Source organism: Paenibacillus sp. NRS-1781 (genome assembly GCF_050467745.1).
Taxonomy (GTDB): Bacteria; Bacillota; Bacilli; order Paenibacillales; family Paenibacillaceae; genus Paenibacillus; species Paenibacillus terrae_A.
The window spans coordinates 66134-83990 of sequence record NZ_JBITPI010000035.1 but is presented as its reverse complement, the minus strand read 5'-3'; the positions used below and the strand labels follow the sequence as shown (position 1 = coordinate 83990).

The window sequence follows — 17857 nt, the reverse complement described above, 5'->3', positions numbered from 1 at the left end:
AATGAAGTCGTTTATGGATAAACTATAATCACAACTTTACATTAAAATGGGGATTTAGCTGGAGATGAAGAAATGACATCAGGTGACAGAATAGTATACTTTCCCCCTTCGTTTTACGCTTTTATTTTCACAGCATAGCGATATGATGACAAGTCAACTGCCTCCTTTCACTGTGTTCAATAATATCTTGTCTTTCGACCAGAAATATCTTTAGAATAGGCGTATAGCTATCACATCTTGCTCTACAATAACAATACCACAGGATGGTTACTCGACTGGAGGAAAAGAAATGACATCGGAGTGGCAGAGATTACAGACCAAACTGCCGGAATGGGTGGAACAAAGCCGTCATCAGTATATTCATGGCAAGGTGGCAGCGTATATTCCCGAATTGTCCAAGGCCCCAGCCGATGCGCTGAGTGTTGTCGTGATGAACGGAATCGGAGATACCGTGGTAGCCGGAGATACCGAAATCAGTTTTACGATGCAAAGCATTTCGAAGGTATTCACGCTTATTTTGGCCTTGATGGATAATGGCGAAGATGTTGTCTTCTCCAAGGTCGGTATGGAGCCTACCGGAGACCGTTTCAATTCCATGCTAAAGCTGGAGCTGGTTGAGCCGGGCATCCCGTTTAACCCGCTTATTAATGCCGGAGCCATCGCCGTGTCCTCTCTGATTCGTGGGAACAGTCCCGAAGAGAAGTTTGCCCGTGTCCTGCAATTTTTCCGTCTGCTTACCCGTAATGACACGCTGGAATATGACCAGGATGTCTACGATTCGGAATCTGCAACAGGCCATTTGAACCGTTCCCTTGCCTACTTTTTGATGGAAAAGGGAATTCTGCGCGGACATGTCGAGGACGTGCTGGAAGTTTACTTCAGGCATTGCGCTGTAAAATTGAACTGTACGGATTTGGCACGTATGGGGCTCGTATTAGCCTACAATGGACGTGATCCGGTCACGGGTGTACCACTGGTTCCCCGCCGCTATGTACAGATCGCCAAAACCTTTATGACCACATGCGGCATGTATGACGCATCCGGAGAATTCGCCATTCAGGTCGGGCTCCCCGCCAAAAGTGGTGTGTCTGGCAGCATTATGACGATGGTGCCCGGACGATATGGCATTGGACTGGTCGGACCTTCTCTAAACCGCATGGGTAACAGTACAGCGGGTGTACACTTGCTGGAGACCATGTCGCGGGATTTGGATTGGAGCTTGTTTTAGTTTACGAATAAAAGGGTACTCCCAGCCTTTGCGGCTTACGGGAATACCCTTTTTTACTTACCTGATAAGTTAAACAGTTTGGCCGTCGGTAACCAGTTTGATATGAATGCGGAACGGATCAGCCACGTATTTGGCACCATCGCGTTCTTCTACTCCATAGCCTGCCGCAGTCAAACGGGCAGCAATGGCCTCCAGTTCCTTTTGATCCGGCACAATTAACTCAAAATGATCCAACCCTGAGGCATGATCGGGAGCTGGGAGCGCCTCTTCCCCTGCCCATATATTCAAGCCCATGTGGTGATGGTAACCCCCTGCGGATACGAACAAAGCAGACGAGCCATAGCGGCATGTAATGTCAAATCCGAGCACTTCGCAATAAAATTGCTGCGCCTTGAGCAAATTAGATACATGGAAGTGAACGTGTCCAATTACCGTTCCTTCGAGCAGCCCCTGCCAAGGTACATTTTCGGAAATTGCGACCAAGCCTTCTGCATCCACAGGATCTGTACCCATAATGTAATACCCATCTGTATCTTTCTTCCACTGATCACGGGGACGATCTGCATAGATCTCAATCCCGTTATTATCAGGATCATGGATATACAGTGCTTCACTTACATCATGGTCCCCCTGTCCGATTTCAATCTCATGAACAAGCAGATTACGCAGAGACAGGCCCAAAGCAACGCGATTCGGTACAAGAATAGCAAAGTGATACAATCCGGCTGCCGATTGGCGAGGGAGAATAACTGCATTTTCAATAAACTTAAGGGTTAGCAGCGGGTGCTTTCCGTCGACTGTCAATTCAGCGGTATCCGCCGTTTGACGCAGCAGTTGAAAGCCAACAACCTCGGTATAAAATTGAATAGAGCGCTGCAAGTGACTAACCTTTAATGAAACCTGCCCGATTCTGGTGTTGTCATGAATATGTGCTGTCATGAGATTTGCCTCTTTCTACGTGGATTGTGGACTACACTTAATGATAATTTACTGTTCTGTTGAGGTACGACGACTAAACAAAGAATCCAGAGACAAGCGAGTCGTCGGCGCAAATACCAAATGCAATGCTACCAGAATAAAGGCAATATCCAGCTCATACCCTGCTCCCTGACCATTACCCATCAGACCGCCGGACAATTTTGCTGTGAAAATCGCACCGATCAATACAATAACAAAAAGTCCAGATACATAACGGGTAAGCAATCCAAGAATTAAAGCAATTCCTCCGACTAACTCAATTACGGCAACGGCATAACCTAAAAATCCCGGAACACCTATACTGGAAAACCAGCCAGCTACATTACCTAACCCCATTTGAAATTTAGCAATTCCGTGCGCCAAAAACAAGATACCCAACGCCACCCGCATAATTGTAGAAATGTTTCTGCTTGCTGAACCCATATTTATCTCTCCATTCTGAATAATTTTCGCACCCGTTTTGAGCACATATTAATAATTATTTTATATTACTAATAATTTGGTTAAAAAATAAAATAACCTTCCTCTAAGCTGTAACTTATATAAGTACGATTAAAACTCAAATTATTAGTAATAGGAATAATTATTTTGTAATGTGAATTTATCATAAGAAACTATAGTCTGTCAATAAAATATTTGGTATGATAAATAATAATTTAGTATAGATTATATTTTCTTAAAGGAGGAGTCTTCTATGGGTATAGGTTGCAACATACGTGCCGCACGTAAACGTAAAAATTTATCCATCCAGCAAATATGCGAACGAACCGGATTATCTCAAGGCTTTATGAGTCAAGTGGAGAACAACAAAACCTCCCCTTCCATTGCTACATTGGACAGCATCGCTAATGCACTTAAGGTGCCCCTGGCATTTCTGCTGCTCAAAGAAGAGGAACGGATGCAGGTGATTCGCAAGGACGAACGACGCAAAACGGTCTATGGCAAAAATAAGCTTCAGGTTGACCATTTGGGAGGGCAGGGTAACGTCAAAATGATGCTGGTGGATATGCCGCCAGGCTCATCCACGGAAGAAGAGCATGCTCATGCGGGCGATGAGATTCATTTTGTTATGGAAGGCACGGTATATGTGGAGCAAGGTGAGGATTCGGCTACCCTCGAAGCAGGAGATTCCTTTAGCTGGAGAGCAGCCATCCCGCATTATGCCAAAAACATTGGAGAAAACAACGCACGAATTCTGATCTCCGTATTTCTCGAAGCAGAGAATGATGCTTAATAGAATCAAAAAAAGCGCGTACCGGGAAGTCATTTTTCACTTCCGAGATACGTGCTTTTTATATTCCAACTCTATCTTTTCTTGGCAGCGTCAATGTCTCCAGGATTCAAACCTTCCCAAATGTTAGGGATACTTACGTTCTCTGGATGCTCAAATACGAGGAATGCTGTCGGTAAATACCGCTCGCCGTATTCAGAAGAAGGTTTATTTACAATGGCATGATCCTTGACGAGCACGGTCGATGATCCACCATCCAGATTAGCACCGATAACCGCTCCGTGTTTAAGTAAAATATTTTGCATATCATACAAATTGGCACCGATGCTGTAACCCGGCTGACGACCGTCGATGGTCACAAAAATAATCGCGCCGTCTGCTCTCTGCCCCATTGCCGTACGGGGAGCAATTCCCCAGCCTTCGCTCGCATTACGAATAAGACCTTTACCATTCACGATCAAGCGTGGTTGGAAGGTAACCGCTTCTTGCACATTCATTTTGGACAGCTCGGACAGCGAATAATGCCCGGCCACCATTTTCCCCTGCTTATCAATCCCTACGATTTGGGCAGAAGCATTTTTCCCCATATCATTGTAATATAACTGGCCCTGAGAAATAACAACGCCAATCGGCTTAAAGCCATTTCCATTCCAGTTGGGATCGGCAAAGCCGCCGCCATTTACGCCTGCAACCGCTCCCAGACGCTCTACCATACTGGATACTCTTTCTCCTTTGCCTACCTTGGCAGGAATCCCGAGTCTGATTTTAGTGGGGTCATGCACCGTCATCACATAGCCGTGATAATTACGACCGGATACCTCTTCTACCTCAACCAGCGGGGTTTGCCGCACCTTGGTCGGTGTCAGATCAGGCAGCTTGATCGTATGTCGGTCCTTCTCCTCGCCCATCTGCTCGAAACGGGCCGAATATTCGGCCACTCGCTTCTGTGCCTCCACCTCACCAATAAAATATTTTGCCCAGTGACGATGTTGTGTTGTGATCAGCGTATCCGCCGCCAAGTAGCGCATGTCCTTGCCAGATGGCGTTAAAAACAACCACGCACCGCCCCCGACTCCTGCGAGCAGTAATACAATAAAAAGCCGCGTCATAAAGCGACCGAATTTTCCTTTTCGTTTCTTTTTTTTGTTCTTCTGCCTGCGGGCTGTTGCACGCTGTGGCAAGACTTCCGATTTCATTCGTCATCTCTCCTGTATGCTGACTTCTGTCTTGAATATAACCCCGTTCTCTATGAGTTAATAAGGTTTGTTGTTCAGGACAGCCATGCTGCTGATTCTGATCCTCAGAGGGTAACATATCGGCAGCGACATCTAACGACAATATCATAAACTAATTTTGTAGAATGATAGTGTCAATTTTTTAACAGATTCATCATACCGAAAAAGAACACAATAAAACAGCCCTCCACCTGAAGCTGAAGGACTGCTTGGAAAATTACGTTAAATTTCACGCTTGGTCGTAACCCGTTTTGTTGCCGTTGCAATCCCTTTTACGGTGCGACCTCCGGTTCAAGCAGCATGAACAGTTCTTTCATTTGCTGGCGCTTGAGCTTCGGACTAAGCACATACAAGGTATCCCCCGGCTTAATCACCGTCGTGCCTCTTGGAGCTATAATTTGCTCCTCTCGAATAATAGCGGTGAACAAAATGTCATCGGGAAGCTGCATATCCTGAATCGCTGTTCCCACAATGGACATCCCCTCCTGCACCTGAATGTGATTGATCTCCGAGGTGGTTTTGCCTAGAGATACCAATTCCAGGAGCGAGGGCGACGATGTTTCGTTAGGGTCCATTAAGCCGAGTTTCACCGCCAGCCACGAAATGGTCGTACCTTGTATAATGGCCGAGGTAAGCACGACGAAGAATACGACATTGAAAAACAGCGACCCCACATCCATTTTATCCAGCAGTGGATAGGTAGCCAGTACAATCGGTACCGCTCCCCTTAATCCTGCCCAGGATAACAGCGTCTTTTCTCGTATAGAGTACCTGGAAAAAAGCAGGCTCAGGAACACGCCAATCGGACGGGCTACGAGCATCAGGATGAAGGAAAGCGCCAAGCTTTGCCACGCAATGCCGAGTAGCTGATCGGGAAAAACCAACAGTCCGAGCAGGACGAACATCATGATTTGCACCATCCAGGCGAAGCCGTTGTTAAAATGAATAATAGACCGCTTGTAGGTCAGGTCCGAATTACCCAGCACGATGGCCATGACATATACCGCCAGCAAGCCGCTTGCCTCCAGTAAGGATGCGGCCGCATACGTTAAGACTGCAAATGCCAGCGCCATCACAGGATACAGACCGGATGAACCAAAATTCATTTTATTAATGGCATATACAGCTATGCGACCGAGCACAAAACCAACGACCAGACCAAAACCCATTTCCCATAAAAACAGCAAAATATGTACCCAAATGGATTGCTCAGGATGATGTATCAGCTCAATCAACGTTACCGTCAGGAAAACGGCCATCGGATCATTACTTCCGGATTCCGCTTCCAGCGTGGACGTAATTCGTTTCTTGATGTTTTTACCACCTAAAACGGAAAACACTGCTGCCGCATCCGTCGATCCTACAATAGCTCCGAACAGCATGGATTCCATCCAACTCACGCCTAAAATAAACTTGGCGCAAATCCCAATGACCACCGTTGTAATAATGACGCCAAGCGTCGATAGTGACATCGCAGGCCGAATGACTGGCTTAACATCTGCAAATTTCGTTTGCATCCCGCCTTCAAACAAAATAACGATTAGCGCGAGAATGCCCACCAGCTGCGTAATAAACGCATTATCAAAATAAATAAACTGACTGAGCACCATACCGACGGCAATAAACAATACGAGCGCAGGCATGCCGAAACGACTGGAAAATTTGGTAGTCAGTACGCCAACCAGCAGCAAGCCGGACAGCAAAAGCACAATAAAATTAATAACAGTTGTCTGTTCCATACGACGGCTTCTCCTATCCTGAAAATAATGTTCATTTTTTCGCCTTTTATCTATATACCCTCAAATCACGCAGAATACTAATCCCAGATGAAAAAAAATTAAAAATTAAAAAAAACAGCTCACGGTCTGTGCTAGAATAGCACTTCATGAGCTGGTGTTGCTTTTGAATAAACTTTGATCAAATTAATACTGAGGACCTTCATAAATTTACAAACAGAAAGAGCGCATTTTGAAAAAAGATTGGTTGTTTCTACCTGTGTTGCACCACAAATTGTGCCTTTTCTTAAAGATCAATTTTGCGGGGTCCCAAATCTTTTCGAAAACTACTAACTTATCGGTTTAAATCCATACATCGTTTTCAGCAGTCAATTCGCCTTCTGTTTCACCAGTATTGACGACACCTCTTGGTTCCACCAGCATTATATGGGATTCCTTTTCAGCATAGGTCTTATGCTCCACTCCTTTTGGTATCACATACATTTCTCCTTTTGATAGTTTGACCTCTCCATCACGAAATTTAATGGCCATCTCCCCGTCAAGTACTATACATACCTCATCAGTCTCGTTATGTTTATGCCATACAAAATCCCCTTGAATCTTGACTAGCTTAAACTGATAGTCATTCATTTCACCAATGACTTTGGGAGACCAATGCTCAGTAAATTTCGACAACTTTTCGTTTAGATTAATGGGATGATAGTCCATTTAAATTCCTCACCTTTTTTCTTTGATCTTAAATTAAGAAATTTTGTCAAAATTCGTTTTAAATTATCAGCTGATTTTTCTATAGGCTTAAGCTGCGAAAGCTCCACGCTTTATGCTTTGGGCTGAATCATATTCGCCGGTACGACATATTGGTCGAACTGCTCTTCAGTCAGTAGTCCGCTACGCAGAGCCGCTTCTTTGAGAGACAGCCCTTCCGCATGCGCAAGTTTGGCGATTTTAGCCGCATTTTCATATCCGATATACGGATTTAATGCTGTCACCAGCATCAGCGAATTGTTCAAATTATGCTCAATTTTAGTGAGATCCGGCTCAATGCCGACCGCACAGTTGTCATTAAAGGCTACAATTGAGTCCGCTAGCAGATTCACGGATTGCAGGAAATTATAAATAATGACCGGCTTAAACACGTTCAGCTCAAAATTGCCCTGACTCGCAGCAAAGCCGATAGCTGCATCATTACCCATAACCTGCGTTACGACCATCGTAAGTGCCTCACTCTGGGTCGGATTGACCTTACCCGGCATAATCGAGCTTCCAGGCTCGTTAGCAGGAATCGTGATTTCACCCAAGCCGCTACGCGGACCACTTGCCAGCCAGCGAACATCATTGGCGATTTTCATCAAATCAGCAGCAAGAGCTTTAACGGCTCCGTGTACGGCAACCACTTCATCATGACTCGTCAGCGCATGGAATTTGTTTGGTGCGGACGTAAACATTTTGCCAGTGAAGCCGGAAATTTCCGCAGAGGTTCGGTCACCGAACTCCGGATGAGCGTTAATACCCGTGCCCACGGCTGTACCGCCAATCGCAAGCTCCTTCATATATTGAACGGTGTCGGTGATGATTCGCTTGCTTTTGTCCAGCATGGCATACCAGCCGCTGATTTCCTGACCCAGTGTAAGCGGCGTGGCATCCTGCAAATGAGTACGTCCGATTTTAATAATGTCCTTGAATTGCTCTGACTTCTGCTGGAAGGTTTCTTTCAGCTTATCTATAGCAGGCAGCAAGTGATCCTCCACTGCAATGACACCCGCTACATGAAGCGCCGTCGGAAACGTATCATTCGAGCTTTGCGACATGTTCACATCGTCATTGGGATGCAGCTTCACATCCTGTCCCTGCTCTTGCAGCCACTGGCTTCCGAGATGAGCAATCACTTCGTTCACATTCATATTGGATTGTGTACCGCTTCCTGTCTGCCATACGACCAATGGGAAATGGTCATCCACCCGTCCAGCAAGAATTTCGTCCGCCGCATAAATAATGGCGTCCTGCTTCTCCTGTGACAGCTTGCCCAACTTAAAATTGCTGATCGCTGCACTCTTCTTGAGCACTGCGAAAGCCTGAATAACCTCTAATGGCATTTTCTCCGAGCCAATAGGGAAATTTTCCTTGCTGCGCTGTGTTTGCGCTCCCCACAGACGATCTGCCGGTACCTTGATTTCACCCAATGTATCTTTTTCGATGCGGTAGTTCAACTCATTTCCTCCTCTTGGCCTATGTAATTCAGACAAAATATGGTGACTTCCTTGCCTATTATACATTAAATTTCAAAGGTTATCATATATTTTGCAAGCGCTCTTTTACGATTAGGCCAGAGGAGAAATGTATCGTTAACTACAGGCAAGTCTCCTGGGTTCAGCTAATGGTGATATTGCCTTTAGTGCGAACTTCTTTTCTACCGAGTAGCTTATTCAGCGCGTCGATGTAAGCTTTGGCGCTGGCTTCTAAAATATCTGTACTTGCGCCTCTTCCGCGGGCGCTGTACTCTCCTTGTCTCAGAACAGCATGCACTTCACCCAGTGCATCCTTACCGTACGTTACAGATTGGATCGAATAATCCTCCAACTCCACTTCTTCACTGCTTGCCTTGTCTATAGCATGAAAAATTGCATCGACGGAGCCGTTGCCCATCGCCACTTCATCAATAGCTGTTCCATCCTGTGTAATCAGTCGAATAGACGCTACTGGAACCGACTGATTGCCATAGGATACCTGGATGGAATCCAGCGTGTAAATTTGAGGCAAGGGACTGCGACTCTCATCCATCAGGACGAGCAGATCTTCATCCAGCACCTGCTTTTTCTTGTCCGTCAAGGCTTTGAATTTTCGGAACGCCTCCTGAAGCTGCTCCTCTGTCAAAACATCAAACCCCATGTCCGCCAGCTTTTCCTTGAACGCATGCCGACCTGAGTGCTTGCCAAGTACAAGCTTACTTGTCTTCAAGCCGATGCGCTCGGGGAGCACGATCTCATACGTTGTACGCTCCTTAAGCATCCCGTCCTGGTGTATACCGGACTCGTGGGCAAAAGCATTGGCTCCAACTATAGCCTTGTTCCCCGGTACCGGCATCCCGGTTCGTTTGCTCACCAGACGACTGGTAGCATAAAATTCCTCCAGAACGAGATCCGTTTTTGCGTCATACAGCTCAGGTCTCGTATCAAGAGCGAGCGCGACCTCCTCCACCGGTGTATTTCCGGCACGTTCCCCGATACCATTGATTGTGCCTTCAAATTGGTCTACACCATTACGGATGGCCGCGAGTGTGTTAGCTGTTGCCATGCCGAGATCATCATGACAGTGGGTGCTGAGCTGTATTTTTTCAATGCCGGGCACTTGGGCTTTTACGATTCTGAACATTTCACCGAACTGATCCGGCGAAGCATAACCCACTGTGTCCGGCAGATTGACGACTGTTGCTCCAGCACGGATCGCCATATCCACGACCTCGCAAATAAAATCCAGCTCGGTACGGCTGGCATCCTCCGCCGAAAATTCTACCTTGTCAAAATACTTGCGCCCATAACGAATGGCTGCGGCTGCGGTCTCCAGTACCTTCGTCTTGTCCATTCGCAGCTTGTGCTGGCGGTGAATGGGTGAGGTAGCCAGAAACAGATGAAGACAAGCATCTTCCGCTCCCCGCAGCGCCTCTCTGACCGCATCTATATCCTGCTCTTTCGAACGAGCAAAACCAACCAAGGTTGAATTAGTAACCTGTTTGGCAATCTCCTGCATGCTGAATATCTCACCTGGCGAGGTAGCCGGAAAACCAGTTTCAATCCGATCCACGCCCAATTTTTGCAATTGAAGGGCAATTTCCACCTTTTCTGTGCTGGTCAGGCTTACTCCTGGTGCTTGTTCTCCATCTCTTAACGTTGTGTCCAACACCCATATTTTGCGCATACAGAACCCACCTTTGGTTTTATTTTAGGAGATGGTCGATATAAAAGATTTACGAATCATTTAATTCATATGATCATCTGATGTTTAAGATTAAAAAAATTATGAATGTTCCATATGCTTTTGCAGCTCCAGCTTGGTGCCGTCCAAATGCTGAATGCTGTACAGCTCAGCAGCTTTGGCATCCTGATCGCGAATCGCTTCATATATTTTCTCATGCTGAAGTGTAAAAGGATTTTTCATCGCCGGATCAGTTACGAGATTTTTCAGCGCCTTCCGAATCGCCTCTACAAAGCTGCGATATACATCCGTGAGCACCTTATTACGTGTAGCTCCGGCAACAGCCAAGTGAAAAGTGATATCCGCATCCAGATACCCGTTCAAATCTCCAGCGGCCAATGTCACAGCACGACGGTCCAGCGCCTCGCGCATCAAGCGTAAATCCTCATCCTTACGGCGTAAAGCAGCCAGTCTGGCAATTTCCAGCTCCAACACACTCCGCACCTCATAGACCTCAATAATTTCAGCGCGACTCAGTCGGTAATCCAGAGGCTCCTGGGAAGTTGTCGGTTGGCTGACAAAGGTTCCGTGTCCTTGTTTTTTCTCTAATAGACCGGCATGTACGAGAACGCTGACCGCTTCACGCACCGTGGAACGTCCTACTCCAAAAAGCTTCATTAGCTCAGGCTCTGTCGGAATTTTTGTACCCACATCCCATTCACCAGCAGCTATTTTTCGTTGCAGCTGTTCAGCCACTTCATCGGCGATTTGCTTGCGTTTGACGGCTTGAAAAGGCACCATTTCCTGATTCATCTGATCATCTCCTGTTTCGTATCATACTATAGCGGCTTGCCATCCTGCAACCTGTTTTTCATGTTCCCTTCAACAAAATAAAGCCCGCACCGTGGATACGATACAGGCTTATTTCGATAAAATATAGGCTAGGATTTCGAACGTGCAGGTGTGACACAATATAAACGGCTGGTTGCTTCAAAAATATGGCCTGGAGCAAGTGCGATCAACCCGATCTCCTCCGCAGGCAAGTCCGGACGATTCGGTGCATTGATCATGTTCATTTGCGGCTCAGGACAGATGAATTCCTTGTTCGCTTTGTTATTCCAGATCATCCAATGCTTATAGGCCGTGCCTACATCGTATACGAGAGTAGCGCCTGTCTTGCTGTGTGTCAGCTCCATATAGTTGCGTCCATTTTGCGGAGCTGCCGTGTAATGATTATCCATGGAGGCAAAATAAGGACTTACTCCCGTTGTCTTCAGCAGTTCCTCTTCCGGCGACAATGGCTGGAACTGTCCTGTGGCTAACAACCGCTCTGTCAGCTCCCTGCGCTCACCGATAGTAACCTTAATTTTGTAGTCTTCCGGTGAACTATCCGGTACGAACGGAACCCGAATCGCCGTGTGAAAGGCAAACAGGTTTGGAATCGGCTGATCATCCTCGTTGTGGATCACATAACGCTGATGCAGTCCAAATTCGTCCAGGCTGTACGTCAGCTTGATGGTAAAGGTGAACGGCAAATAGCGGAACATGGGATGTCCTTCCCTCACATGCTGATTCATTACCACATAGCTGCCCTGTTCTCCAGATCCGTAGTCCTCAACCTCCCACCGGACGGTGTGTAAAAAACCGTGCAAATGGTTGTGGGTGGCCGTTTCATTGATGGGCAGTTCATATGTAACTCCATTCCACAGAAATTTGCCATCCTCATACCGATTCGGAGGATACAGGAAAGGAATCCCATAGACTGACGGACTTTGTTTAAAAGCCTCTATGCTGTCAGCTTCCGGCTCACGAAGAAATGAATATCCCGTCTCATTGTCACGAAAAGAAATCAGATTTGCGCCGTTTCCCGGCAGGGCTACCGCTTCATAACGCCCGAATTTAAGGCGAATCGCTGGTATTCCATAATAAAGGTCACCAATTGCAGCATGCTGATGTGTCATCAAAAATCCTCCTTGATGAATGACGATGATAAATGAAAGCGTTTAGCTTTTGGCTTGACTATACCACGCTGAGCAAAAAAATTCCATGCCAACACAAAAAAAACGATGCCCCGTAAGGCATCGTCCTTTCCAAACCGCTACACATAGCGCCCCTGATTGGGTACAGCCGTGTGCTCAAAATCCTCCACAAGTCGTTCCAACTGGCTCGTCAGCTCATTTCCCTGCATGTAGTGACCGTGCCCCGTTACGGCGATCTCCGACTTTAAACCGGACAGCAGTTCTACTGACCGCTGCGCAGCCTGCCAATCTGTCGTAAAATATGCAGGCGGACCGTGTATTTCTTTTTCCTGTAAAATAACCGCCAGCGCCGATTCCTGTTTTACGGTAATAAAAGCATCTCCGGCTACCAGCAACCGTCTGCGTTCATGAAAAAGAGATATGTGACCCGGCGTATGTCCAGGTGTATGCAGCCACTTCCAACCAGGCGCACCGGGCACACTTCCATCCTCTGGCAGACGGGTGATGCGATCATCCAGATCAATAGCATCATTGGGATATAAAAAGGAAACGCTCGACAGCAGACCTCCATCCACACTGGGATCAGGTTGTTGGTAATCCTTCATCCCTGTCAAGTAAGGAAGCTCCAGCGGGTGCGCATACACAGGGGTACCCCAATGCTGAACCAACTCAATGACCGATCCCACATGATCAAAATGCCCATGAGTGAGCACAATAGCAACGGGAGGGCCAGCGAACCGTTCCTCAGCCAAGCGAATAATCGAGTCTGTAAACCCCGCCATCCCCGTATCCACCAGTACCCAGGATCGACTTCCCGGCTCCCCGATAAAACACACATTTACAAACAGCGTCCGTAAGCTCAGAAGATCGGGAGCAACCTCTTCATTTGCCGTCATTCCTTCGGTGAACAGATGATTTGCCAAACCGTCATCCTCCCCATTCACATGGAATTTGCTGTCATTATCGACCTATAGGCTTCCCCCATGTCGGCAGATTATGCATTATGCGGACACTGCTAAATATAATCCGCTTGTCACGAAAATAGACCATGTTTACATTACTCGGGTAATTTACTCCAAGCCGTATCAAGCAAATAATCAAACAAATCATCATTCTCTTCAATCCAGGCATCCATACGCAGCATCTCTTCCTCTACGCGTAGCTCGCCTGCAAAATGAAGACTGTAATCCCACTCCTTGCCCCTTTTGCTATGGAACGTAATTTCGTATACAGAAGTCTGTCCATCTACTCCAAACACGACCTGACCCAAGTATGCACCATTCTCATCTCTAGTCATTTGTGCCTGTTGAATATGTACTTCCTTTACTTCCTGATGTGCATTTTGATCCGTCATTCATCTATCCGCCCTTTCATTTTCACCAAAATGTACCAAAATTAATTTGTGAACCTTTTCGTTACATTGTACAATATATAAGCCGTGTGTGAAATTTGCAAAAAACTGCGCAGGCAACCCCAAGCCCTGTTAAGGGCCTTTTCGTGAAATGGAGGAAAGTTACATGTCAGATTTTCAACAAAAATTACAAAAATATGCTGAGTTAGCCGTTCGGGTGGGGGCTAATGTCCAGCCTGGGCAAACCCTCATCGTTCATGCTCCCATTCTGTCCGCTGAACTTGTGCGGCTTATAGTCAAATCTGCGTATACCGTTGGAGCCAAGCTAGTTAAGGTAAAATGGAGCGACGAAACCATCACTCGCCTACAGTATGAACTGGCTCCTGATGAGACTTTTAATATTCCTCCCAAATGGTATGCGGCCGAAATGACCGAAGAGGTCGAGAACGGCGCAGCAGTACTGCATATCATAGCAGATAATCCGGATTTGCTTCAAGGTATTCCGTCCAGTCGCATTACTGCGGCTCAGCGTGTGCGTTCACATGAATTGCGTCAATACCGTGAACTTCAAATGGCCGACAAATTCAGTTGGGCTCTGATTGCTTACCCTTCTGAAGAGTGGGCCGCTAAAGTATTCCCGAATTTGCCAGCTTCCGAACAAATGGATAAGCTGTGGGAAGCCATTTTCAGCACCGTGCGTGTAGATCTCGACAACCCGGTAGAAGCATGGAAAGAGCATTTGAAAACACTCTCCAGCAAATCAGACATTTTGAATGCCAAACGCTATAAAAAACTGCATTATCTGGCTCCAGGCACCGATCTGACCATCGAATTGGCTAAAGATCACCTGTGGGTTGCAGCCGAAAGCGTCAATCAGCAGGGACATTCCTTCGTAGCCAATATGCCTACCGAGGAAGTGTTTACTGCCCCGCTCAAAACCGGAGTGAACGGCAAAGTAAGCAGTACCAAGCCGCTCAGCTACAGTGGAAATATTATCGACAACTTTACACTGACCTTTGAAAACGGACGCATTGTAGATGTGCAGGCTGAAACAGGCTTGGAGACTCTTCAGCATCTCGTTGAAATGGATGAAGGCTCCCACTACTTGGGCGAAGTCGCTCTTGTACCTCACCAGTCCCCGATTTCGGATAAGAACATTTTGTTCTATAATACGTTGTTTGATGAAAATGCCTCCAACCATCTGGCCATCGGCAATGCCTATGCATTTAACCTCAAAGGCGGCAAGAACATGACTCAGGAGCAACTGGCTGCCAACGGCCTGAATTCCAGTCTGACACACGTCGATTTTATGATCGGCTCAGGTGAAATGGACATTAACGGCGTCACCGAGGACGGTACCGAGGAGCCCATCTTCCGCAAAGGAAATTGGGCGATCTAAAATGACAAAAAGGGCTCTCGCCGCTTTCATGCGGAGGAGCCTTTTTTCTTCATTCAACGGGTTATGTCACAGATATTTTACAAATTACGAAGCCATTGATTTACTGTAATTCCAAAGACAATTTGTACCACGCTGATGATTAAAAAGACAATAAGGCAGCTTACGATTCTTCTATTCGTGGATTGGTGCATGGATAAAGAAGATTTTACATAAAACATGCTGCTCAATATTCCTATACACACACCAAAGATCCCCGAAAATAGTATTCCTATAACCAAGCTGACCACTACAAAAGCCCAGCTCCAGCCCGGAACTTTAGACACGGGCACGTAAGGTTGATTGGAACCCAGATATACGCCATCCACGGCCAGATCCGCTTTGTTGCCAATGACGACAACATTTACAGCTTTATTCGTCAATCTGATAGGGAAATCGACCAAATTCAAAAAAGCATTCTGGCTTTTAACCTTTTGTACGCTTCCATTCACAATAATTTTCCCGCCGCCGAGGCTACGCTTGTACTCAATTTCATACTGAGTTCCATTATCTTCTACATTCCATTTTGCCATTGCTCTACTCCTCTCAAATTTTAGGGTAGCCGTAGATATACTTCCGACAGTTCCTAATTCAGCATGTTGCATTATTCGATTCCCAACGCTTGAAAGTACAATAGGTAGACGAACTAAACCGTTTCGATCTCCATATTGCTGATTTGTAATCGCTCTTGGGATTGTTGCAAAATGCTCATTTACGTACTGTAAAAATCATAACATAAGCTGCAAGTTAAATAATGGAAAAAGGCCGCTTATTAGCGACCTCTTCGTGTATTTCATATTGTATTGGTGTTAGTTCTTATACCCAATTTTAGCTTTGTAAGCAAGGGAATACTGGTCAGCGGCTAAAATCGCATCCAGCACATCGTCCGCCGTTACAGCAAATGGCAGGTTGTGAGCGGTTTCGCCTTCCTTCGTCGCAGCCTGAGCTACCCGGTACAGATCATCGCGAGAGGCTTCCTGGAGCTTGACGTCCTCCAGTGTGACGGGCAGATCCAGCTTCAGATAAAAATCGATATACCGTTCCACCTCGGCCAAAGGTCTTTTTTCCAACGCAAGCTGTACCAAGGTGCCGAAAGCGACCTTCTGACCATGCGTCAGATGATGAATATCCCCTTCCAGCACGGTAAAACCGTTGTGTATCGCATGTGCATCTGCCAAGCCGCCACTTTCGAATCCTAGGCCGCTCAGCAGCGTATTGGCTTCCACCACTGCTTCAAGCGCAGGTGTAACCACTTTGCGCTTCACGGATTCATAAGCTTGCAGTCCGTAATCGAATAGAACCTCTTCGCACTTGGCCGCAATCGCTTCGGCTGCCAAGGTTGGCAAGCCACCAGCCATCGTTGTCGCCCGAGCCTCGATAACCGCACGAGCTTCAATCCATGTTGCCATCGCATCCGCAATGCCAGAAGAGAGGAACAATGGCGGTGCTTGGGAAATAACCTTCGTGTCGACCAGGATCAGGCTTGGATTTTTACTAAAAAAAGAATACGTATCAAATGCACCCTCATCCGTGTACAAGACAGATAGCGCACTGGTCGGAGCATCCGTAGAGGCTGTCGTTGGAATAATCACAACCGAGGTACCTAGCACCTCATTAACCGCCTTGGCGGTATCCAGCGTCTTGCCGCCGCCTACACCAATGACAATATCGACATGTCCGCTTCGTCCCTGATCAGCAATACGGTTCACTTCATTTTTGGACGCTTCCCCTTGAAACTCCACCTTTACCGAAGCAAGCCCCGCTTGTTTCAGACTTTTCACTACCCGGTCGGCTGCGATACCCCATACCAGCTTGTCGGCAATAACCAGAGCATTATGACCTAATGGCTTGACATATTCACCCGTTTTATCAATCACATTTTTCCCTTGCACATATTTACCCGGACTAATAAATACCTTTTCACTCATCGTTCAACTCTCCCTTCCAAGTTTGTACAATTCCTATTATACGGCTGAAAGGGCACACATCTCAATTTCAAACCCCAGATCTTCAATCATTTGATGATCGGCTGTGACTTCTTGTCCATCTGTCGTTAAATAATCTCCTACGGAAATCGAATTGGTCGCATACAGGGATAAGGGTTGCAGTGTCCCTAAATTCAGCTCCCGTCCGCCTGCGACACGAATTTCCTTGGATGGACAAATGAACCGAAACAGCGCTAGTACCTTTAATGCTCTGATCGGAGATGTGCGTTCTGCTCCTTCCAGCGGGGTTCCAGGGATCGGATTCAGGAAGTTAACCGGAATGGAGTCGGCACCGAGTTCCCGTAAAGCATAACCCATTTGGACAATTTCCTCATTCGTTTCCCCCATGCCGATAATCACGCCAGAGCAGGGTGACATTCCCGTGAGATTGAGCCATTTTAACCGTTTCGGCACGTTGATCGTATGTATGTGTGGTTGTAATGGACGGATAGTGCCAGCAAAGACTCCTTGTCCAGCATACTGTATTTTCTGACAGGTGCCGTGGATACGATCGATTGTGAGCAATAGCCGCAATCCTCCAGACACAGGCCGCTTTTGGCATTCATAATCATGTTGAGCTTTACCTTCTTACCGTAAAAATGATGACGCACACGAAATGCAGCTTGCATAATCGGTAATATTTCCTCATTGTCCGCTTCCAGCACCGCCAATCCTTCTTCCAGCGTCAAATTGCTGGCGTGGATCACTTTTCTGCCAGTGAGTACCAATCCGTAACCTCATTGGACCAATTCATACTTTGTACCTCCTAATTTAAATAAGCATGTAAATA

At 46.6% G+C, this 17857-nt stretch carries 16 protein-coding genes and 1 pseudogene; 3 read left to right on the top strand and 14 right to left on the bottom strand.

The window, feature by feature from the left end; genetic code table 11:
* The first annotated feature begins 289 nt into the window (after positions 1-289).
* Positions 290-1228, top strand: coding sequence for a glutaminase A (glsA, locus tag ACIFO6_RS13595; protein ID WP_430041176.1), 939 nt, complete (start codon positions 290-292; stop codon positions 1226-1228).
* 69 nt (positions 1229-1297) lie between these two features.
* Here the strand turns inward: glsA and ACIFO6_RS13590 are convergent, their stop codons facing one another.
* Both ACIFO6_RS13590 and ACIFO6_RS13585 read right to left on the bottom strand, forming a co-directional pair.
* On the bottom strand, positions 1298-2167 hold the full coding sequence (locus ACIFO6_RS13590) for a VOC family protein (protein WP_430041175.1): 870 nt from the start codon (positions 2165-2167) through the stop codon (positions 1298-1300).
* Between the two features lie 48 nt (positions 2168-2215).
* Positions 2216-2629, bottom strand: coding sequence for a DoxX family protein (locus tag ACIFO6_RS13585; RefSeq protein ID WP_430041174.1), 414 nt, complete (start codon positions 2627-2629; stop codon positions 2216-2218).
* Between the two features lie 271 nt (positions 2630-2900).
* Here ACIFO6_RS13585 and ACIFO6_RS13580 point away from each other — a divergent pair, with 271 nt between their 5' ends.
* The gene (locus ACIFO6_RS13580) at positions 2901-3440 is read left to right on the top strand and encodes a helix-turn-helix domain-containing protein (RefSeq protein WP_134914680.1); all 540 of its coding nucleotides are present in this window, start codon (positions 2901-2903) and stop codon (positions 3438-3440) included.
* Between the two features lie 71 nt (positions 3441-3511).
* Here the strand turns inward: ACIFO6_RS13580 and ACIFO6_RS13575 are convergent, their stop codons facing one another.
* The 9 genes from ACIFO6_RS13575 to ACIFO6_RS13535 all read right to left on the bottom strand — a co-directional run bounded on the left by ACIFO6_RS13575 (position 3512) and on the right by ACIFO6_RS13535 (position 13650).
* Positions 3512-4633 carry a phosphodiester glycosidase family protein gene (locus ACIFO6_RS13575; RefSeq protein ID WP_430041173.1) on the bottom strand — a complete coding sequence of 374 codons (1122 nt, stop codon included), beginning with the start codon at positions 4631-4633 and terminating at the stop codon, positions 3512-3514.
* A gap of 311 nt (positions 4634-4944) precedes the next feature.
* Positions 4945-6411 carry a potassium/proton antiporter gene (locus ACIFO6_RS13570; protein WP_430041172.1) on the bottom strand — a complete coding sequence of 489 codons (1467 nt, stop codon included), beginning with the start codon at positions 6409-6411 and terminating at the stop codon, positions 4945-4947.
* Positions 6412-6750: 339 nt separating this feature from the next.
* Complete coding sequence (locus ACIFO6_RS13565; protein ID WP_430041171.1) at positions 6751-7116, bottom strand: cupin domain-containing protein; 366 nt, start codon at positions 7114-7116, stop codon at positions 6751-6753.
* 110 nt (positions 7117-7226) lie between these two features.
* Positions 7227-8615: a class II fumarate hydratase gene (gene fumC, locus ACIFO6_RS13560; protein ID WP_430041169.1), complete on the bottom strand. Its 1389-nt coding sequence runs from the start codon at positions 8613-8615 to the stop codon at positions 7227-7229.
* A 160-nt stretch (positions 8616-8775) separates the two neighbouring features.
* Positions 8776-10320 carry a 2-isopropylmalate synthase gene (locus tag ACIFO6_RS13555; RefSeq protein WP_430041168.1) on the bottom strand — a complete coding sequence of 515 codons (1545 nt, stop codon included), beginning with the start codon at positions 10318-10320 and terminating at the stop codon, positions 8776-8778.
* A gap of 99 nt (positions 10321-10419) precedes the next feature.
* Positions 10420-11130 carry a FadR/GntR family transcriptional regulator gene (locus ACIFO6_RS13550; protein WP_430041167.1) on the bottom strand — a complete coding sequence of 237 codons (711 nt, stop codon included), beginning with the start codon at positions 11128-11130 and terminating at the stop codon, positions 10420-10422.
* 128 nt (positions 11131-11258) lie between these two features.
* Positions 11259-12278, bottom strand: a complete 1020-nt coding sequence (locus ACIFO6_RS13545; protein WP_430041166.1) for an aldose 1-epimerase — start codon at positions 12276-12278, stop codon at positions 11259-11261.
* Positions 12279-12415: 137 nt separating this feature from the next.
* A complete protein-coding gene (locus ACIFO6_RS13540) occupies positions 12416-13219 on the bottom strand; it encodes an MBL fold metallo-hydrolase (RefSeq protein WP_430041165.1) in 804 nt (267 codons plus the stop codon).
* A 134-nt stretch (positions 13220-13353) separates the two neighbouring features.
* Entirely contained in the window at positions 13354-13650 is a 297-nt protein-coding gene (locus ACIFO6_RS13535) for a hypothetical protein (protein ID WP_430041164.1), read from the bottom strand.
* A gap of 163 nt (positions 13651-13813) precedes the next feature.
* On the opposite strand from ACIFO6_RS13535, the gene ACIFO6_RS13530 reads away from it, so the two are divergent.
* Complete coding sequence (locus tag ACIFO6_RS13530; protein ID WP_430041162.1) at positions 13814-15046, top strand: aminopeptidase; 1233 nt, start codon at positions 13814-13816, stop codon at positions 15044-15046.
* 77 nt (positions 15047-15123) lie between these two features.
* On the opposite strand, the gene ACIFO6_RS13525 is transcribed toward ACIFO6_RS13530, so the two are convergent.
* The 3 genes and pseudogenes from ACIFO6_RS13525 to ACIFO6_RS13515 form a co-directional block, all read right to left on the bottom strand.
* A complete protein-coding gene (locus tag ACIFO6_RS13525; protein WP_430041161.1) occupies positions 15124-15615 on the bottom strand; it encodes a hypothetical protein in 492 nt (163 codons plus the stop codon).
* Between the two features lie 276 nt (positions 15616-15891).
* Positions 15892-17010, bottom strand: a complete 1119-nt coding sequence (locus ACIFO6_RS13520; protein ID WP_430041159.1) for a glycerol dehydrogenase — start codon at positions 17008-17010, stop codon at positions 15892-15894.
* Between the two features lie 36 nt (positions 17011-17046).
* A pseudogene (locus ACIFO6_RS13515) lies at positions 17047-17821 on the bottom strand (hypothetical protein).
* Between the last annotated feature and the right edge of the window lie 36 nt (positions 17822-17857).